Raw genomic sequence first — 5,304 nt, 5'->3', positions numbered from 1 at the left:
CAGGCTTAATTCTGAATAATAATGTTTTACACAAAATCTATAAACTGTGCAGTAACTTAGGTTAATTTGCTCTATAAATATCTAAACAAAGTTGTGATATAAAATACCGCTACGGAAATACACTGCGCTTTCCGTGGGCGGCTGATGAGCCTACTCGTCGCTTCGCTCCAGCGTAGTCTCACCGAGGCCTTTCCTCCCACAGGAGTCTCCGTGTATTTCCTTCGCTGGGTGTGCTTGGTAAACAGCTCTACACAGTTTGATACTACTATCACAATGGTTGATTGGAGCTGGAGGGCAGTCGACTCCTGCGGGAAAAGCACAAAGGGAACGCAGACTAAGAACGCCACGTCCTGTGGCAACGTCTGCACTAGTACATCCTGTACGTCGGAAGACTTAGCAGCAGTGGGTTTCTGCTTCGGAGGCTGAAGCCGTGCCCGCGGAAAGCGTACTGCCCGGAGGCGGAAATCAACGGTATACCAACTACCTTAACAAATTTTCACTATTCAACAGTTTCCTTCAACTACGGTGTAAGTGATCAATAGAATTACTTTAGAATTAATTTTCAATAACTTTTAGGAGGTCTTTGGCATGGCAAAAGCATTATTGGAAGTAGAAAAACTAGCAAACTATATTAATGGGGAATGGGTAGAGGGAAAAGAGTTCACTTCGGTGATCAATCCGGCAACAGGTGAACAAGTTGTACAAGTGCCATTGTCTGGTGGAAACGACGTTAATGAAGCAGTTCAAGCGGCAAAAGTTGCCCAAAAAGAATGGGCACTTACACCTGCACCACAACGTGCAGAAGTCCTGTATGAAGTTGGCAGAATTATGAAAGAACGTAAAGAACATTTAGCAAAATTATTAACACTTGAAAACGGAAAAGTACTGGAAGAAGCACGTGGAGAAGTGCAAGAAGGAATCGATATGGCATTTTATATGGCCGGTGAAGGAAGAAGACTATTCGGTCAAACGACAAATGCTGAATTAAAAGATAAATTTGCAATGAGCATGAGAGCGCCAATTGGAGTAGTTGGGATCATAACGCCATGGAATTTCCCAATTGCAATTGCCACATGGAAATCGTTCCCTGCGATCGTGGCGGGAAATGCAGTGATCTGGAAACCGGCAACAGAAACACCAATAATGGCCTATGAACTAGCTAAAATTTATGAAGAGGCAGGACTGCCAAAAGGTGTAATCAATGTAGTTTATGGTTCAGGTAGTACGGTTGGGGATGCAATGGTTCATCATGATGATATTCGGGTTATTTCTTTTACAGGTTCAAATGAAACGGGAAGCCATATTGCTGCCGAATGTGGAAGACAGCTGAAAAAGGTGTCACTAGAACTAGGTGGTAAAAATGCTGTTATTGTAATGGATGATGCGGATATTAGTCTAGCAGTTGAAGGAATTATTTGGAGCGCATTTGGAACGAGTGGGCAAAGATGTACAGCTTGTAGTCGCGTCATTGTTCATGAAGATGTAAAAGAACAATTAGAACAAAGATTACTAACAGAAATGGAAAAGCTTACAATTGGTAATGGATTGGATGAAGATGTAAAAGTCGGTCCGATTATTAACGACGCTGGAATGGAAAAAATTAAAAAGTATATGGAAATCGGCAAACAAGAAGGAGCAAAATTATTAGCAGGAGGATATCCATTAACAGAAGGAGACTTAGCTAAAGGGAACTATTTTGCTCCAACATTGTTCACTGATGTTACGGCAGATATGCGGATTGCCCAGGAAGAAATTTTTGGCCCGGTTGTCTCGCTTATCCCGGTAAGCTCTTTTGAGGAAGCAATTGAGGTTAACAATAATGTAACTTATGGTTTATCCAGCTCAATATTTACTAGTGATGTGAACCGTGTATTTAAAGCGCAACGTGACTTAGATACGGGAATTGTCTATGTAAATGCCGGAACGACGGGTGCCGAGATCCATTTACCATTTGGTGGAACGAAAGGAACAGGAAATGGCCATCGTGATTCAGGAGTGCAAGCACTTGATGTATTTACAGAATGGAAAGCAGTTTATGTTGATTATAGTGGGAAATTGCAACGTGCCCAAATTGATGTTGATTAATTGGAAAGAATAACATAATGATTGTAGCCTTTATATATTAATAGTAAGTTTAAATGAGGAGCTGAGCTGATGAAAGTAGGTGTATTAGGTTCCGGTTTGATGGGAAAAGAGGCGGCTAGAGATTTGGTAAGCAGTGAGAAAGTTTCGAAAGTTGGTTTAGCAGACATTGATCTATCACGAGCAGAGCATGTGTGTAACATGCTTCATTCTCCAAAACTTTCAGCCTACCAAGTAAATGCAGCAGATGAAAATGAATTAGCAAAATTTATGGAAAACTTTGATGTAATTATTAATGCTTTATTTTATTCGTTTAATGAAATTGTAGCGAAAACGGCAATAAAAATCGGGGTTAGTTCTGTAGATTTGGGAGGTCATATCGGCCATATTACTGATAAAGTGCTAGAGTTAGATGATGCGGCAAAGATGAGTGGAGTTACGATCATACCTGATTTAGGGGTTGCTCCTGGCATGATCAATATTTTAGCAGGATATGGGGCGAGTAAACTAGATGATGTTCAATCTATTAAATTATACGTCGGTGGAATACCGCTAAACCCTGAACGACCTTTGGAATACAATCACGTATTCTCGATGGAAGGAGTTTTTGATCATTATACAGATCCATCGCTAATTATTCGGAATGGAATAAAACAAGAAATACCTTCTTTATCCGAGGTAGAGCGAATTTACTTTGAAAAATTTGGACCGTTGGAAGCATTTCACACATCGGGTGGAACTTCTACCTTGTCCCATTCTTTCCCGCAGCTTGAAACATTAGAATACAAGACCATTCGCTATCCAGGCCATGCAGAAAAATTTCAGTTACTTGTTGATTTAAATTTAACTCGTAAAGGTTATCAAGTTGAAGTTAATGGAGAAAAGGTGAGTCCACGTGATGTTTTATTAAAAGTACTCGATCCAATCGTAGAGTTAGGCAATAAAGATGACGCAGTACTCTTAAGAGTAATTGTTTCTGGACTTAAAGATGGTGAAAAAACAACATATACGTATGAGATGACAACATATAAAGACCGGGTGAACAATGTTACCGCAATGGCCAGAGCGACAGCGAATACGATTTCAATTGTTGCCCAAATGATTGGAGAAGGTACGATTAATCAAAAAGGGGTTATTCCACCTGAAAAAATTGTACCTGGAGACTTGTATATTGCTGAATTAAAAAAACGTGATGTCCATATTTCTGAGATGGAAACGAAAGAGTCATCTGAAATAGCGAATATATAAAATTTCCCCCTCTGCATATTATGTGGAGGGACTTTTTCAGCAGGTAGGAAATTATAAAACTTTCTTGACTCGCTTACTGGCTAAAAGCTCGGGCGTCCTAGGACTGGGACTGCGTTTACTCGTCCCATTGAAGAGCATTTACTCTATCGTTCGTTCCACCGTAAAGATTTGTCTCGGGCGCCAGTACTAGCACGTACTGTGCGTGTAAGTGCAACTAAGGCTTATCGCCAAGGCTTGGCGATAAGCCGAGTTTTCTAATAATTTTTGTTGAAAGAAGGTATAAATATGAATCAAAGTGTGATAAAAGCTTTAGGTATACTTGATTTATTCGTAGAGGAAAAAGAATTATCATTACAGGAAATTGCAGACATGTCGGGGATTCCTAAGCCGACAGCATATCGCCTTCTTTCGACATTGGAAAACTGTGGAATGTTGTATAAGGTGAAAGTAAGCACTCATGACAGTCGTTATGGTTTAGGATTGAAATTATTAGAATTAGGAAATCTAGTTTCGGAGCGACTTGAACTAAGGGAGATAGCAGTCCCTTTTATGGAAAGGCTAGCTAAAGAAGTTAATGAAGTGATTCATTTAGTAATTGCTTATCAACAAGAAGCAACATATATCGAAAAAGTAAACAGTAGAAGAGCACTCAGTTTACATACGAAAGTAGGTAGAAGCACTCCGCTTTATGTAGGATCGGGACCGAAAATGTTACTCGCATATATGACTGACAAAGAACAGCAAGCTGTTTTACAAGCCCCTGTCTTGTATACTTTAACAAACCGAAAAATTGATAAGGATGAATTAATAAAAGAACTAAAAGAAATTCGTAAACAGCAATTTTCTTTAAGTATTGATGAGCAAGATGGAGATACTACAGGAATATCTTTTCCAATTTTTAATTTTGAAAACAAAGTAATTGCAGCTCTAGCAATTAGTGGACTTTCCAGTCGTTTTAACGGAGAAAAATTAGCGCGAATGAAAGAATTAGGAAGCGAGACCGCTAAGTGTATCTCAAAACAGCTTGGATTTAAGGGGGAATGAAAGGTGAATACGATTTTTATAGCAGGACATGCTAGACTTCCATCAGGTATGGCAGCAAAAAGTATTTATGATACATTAACAATTACAGCGGAGATTGATAAAAAATACGGTGTAATCGTGTCGACAAGCTGTACGTTAGCGACTATTCACGCTCAAAAATTTGTGGAGCAGTTGTTAAGGGGATATAGTTTGCAGGATGGTATAGTAGAACCAGTAAAAAAAATACGTGAGCATTATCTTGGGAAAGCAGGTAGCGCCCTTGAATCTGCGTTGAAAGATTTGTTTAAACAATATGAGAAAAATAATAATTTTACATAACTTTTACTAGAAGCTTTTTAAGGCTAAGCGCAATTAAATTTCTATTAATTATATTTATTATCTTGATCCAACAAAACGGTAACGATTCAAGCCCATTTTGATCCTGAGTCTTCCAAAACAGTTAACGAATCACAGTTTCTTTATTTCATATCTTATGCAAGGGGATAAGAGATAACTTATATCAAAAGAAAACGCACAGATAGAAGGTTCACTGTGCGTTCATTTCAGAATATATTATAAATCTTGCTCCCAAGCTGGAAGCATTTTGTTTAAAGGTTTATCTTTTCGGTATCCAAGAACGTATTCCGCTTGCATTATCGTATGAATTTCTCTTGTTCCTTCATATATTACTGGTGCTTTTGAGTTACGTAAATAACGTTCGACTGGATATTCGTCTGAAAAGCCGTACGCTCCATGAATTTGGACTGTATCATCCGCTGCTTTATTTGCAAAATCACATGCTTGCCATTTTGCCAGAGACGTTTCCCGGGTGTTTCGTTTTCCGGCATTTTTTAATTCTCCAGCACGGTAGACGAGTAATCGACTCATTTGTAGGCCAGCCTCCATATTGGCGATCATTTGCTGAACTAGTTGATGCTGTCCAATCGGCTT

General features: G+C 39.0%; 5 protein-coding genes. 4 read left to right on the top strand and 1 reads right to left on the bottom strand.

Going from position 1 to position 5,304, the window contains the following annotated elements; translation table 11 throughout:
* Positions 1-588 precede the first annotated feature (588 nt).
* The 4 genes from ACPYKA_RS18390 to ACPYKA_RS18375 all read left to right on the top strand — a co-directional run bounded on the left by ACPYKA_RS18390 (position 589) and on the right by ACPYKA_RS18375 (position 4,692).
* Complete coding sequence (locus ACPYKA_RS18390) at positions 589-2,085, top strand: aldehyde dehydrogenase family protein (RefSeq protein WP_479543657.1); 1,497 nt, start codon at positions 589-591, stop codon at positions 2,083-2,085.
* 69 nt (positions 2,086-2,154) lie between these two features.
* On the top strand, positions 2,155-3,330 hold the full coding sequence (locus ACPYKA_RS18385; RefSeq protein WP_479543656.1) for a saccharopine dehydrogenase family protein: 1,176 nt from the start codon (positions 2,155-2,157) through the stop codon (positions 3,328-3,330).
* 285 nt (positions 3,331-3,615) lie between these two features.
* Positions 3,616-4,374, top strand: coding sequence for an IclR family transcriptional regulator (locus tag ACPYKA_RS18380; protein ID WP_479543655.1), 759 nt, complete (start codon positions 3,616-3,618; stop codon positions 4,372-4,374).
* Between the two features lie 3 nt (positions 4,375-4,377).
* Positions 4,378-4,692, top strand: coding sequence for a DUF3870 domain-containing protein (locus tag ACPYKA_RS18375; protein ID WP_479543654.1), 315 nt, complete (start codon positions 4,378-4,380; stop codon positions 4,690-4,692).
* A gap of 234 nt (positions 4,693-4,926) precedes the next feature.
* Here the strand turns inward: ACPYKA_RS18375 and ACPYKA_RS18370 are convergent.
* A partial coding sequence (locus ACPYKA_RS18370; protein WP_479543653.1) for an acyl-CoA dehydrogenase family protein occupies positions 4,927-5,304 on the bottom strand: 378 nt, incomplete at its 5' end.

This window comes from Pseudogracilibacillus amylolyticus (SeqCode) (assembly GCF_051918545.1).
GTDB lineage: Bacteria > Bacillota > Bacilli > Bacillales > Amphibacillaceae > Pseudogracilibacillus.
This window is presented reverse-complemented; position numbering and strand designations above follow the sequence as displayed.

Coding starts and splice junctions, on each gene's coding strand:
- ACPYKA_RS18380 (WP_479543655.1), top strand. CDS start 3,616: ATGAATCAAAGTGTGATAAAAGCTTTAGGTATACTTGATTTATTCGTA.
- ACPYKA_RS18385 (WP_479543656.1), top strand. CDS start 2,155: ATGAAAGTAGGTGTATTAGGTTCCGGTTTGATGGGAAAAGAGGCGGCT.
- ACPYKA_RS18390 (WP_479543657.1), top strand. CDS start 589: ATGGCAAAAGCATTATTGGAAGTAGAAAAACTAGCAAACTATATTAAT.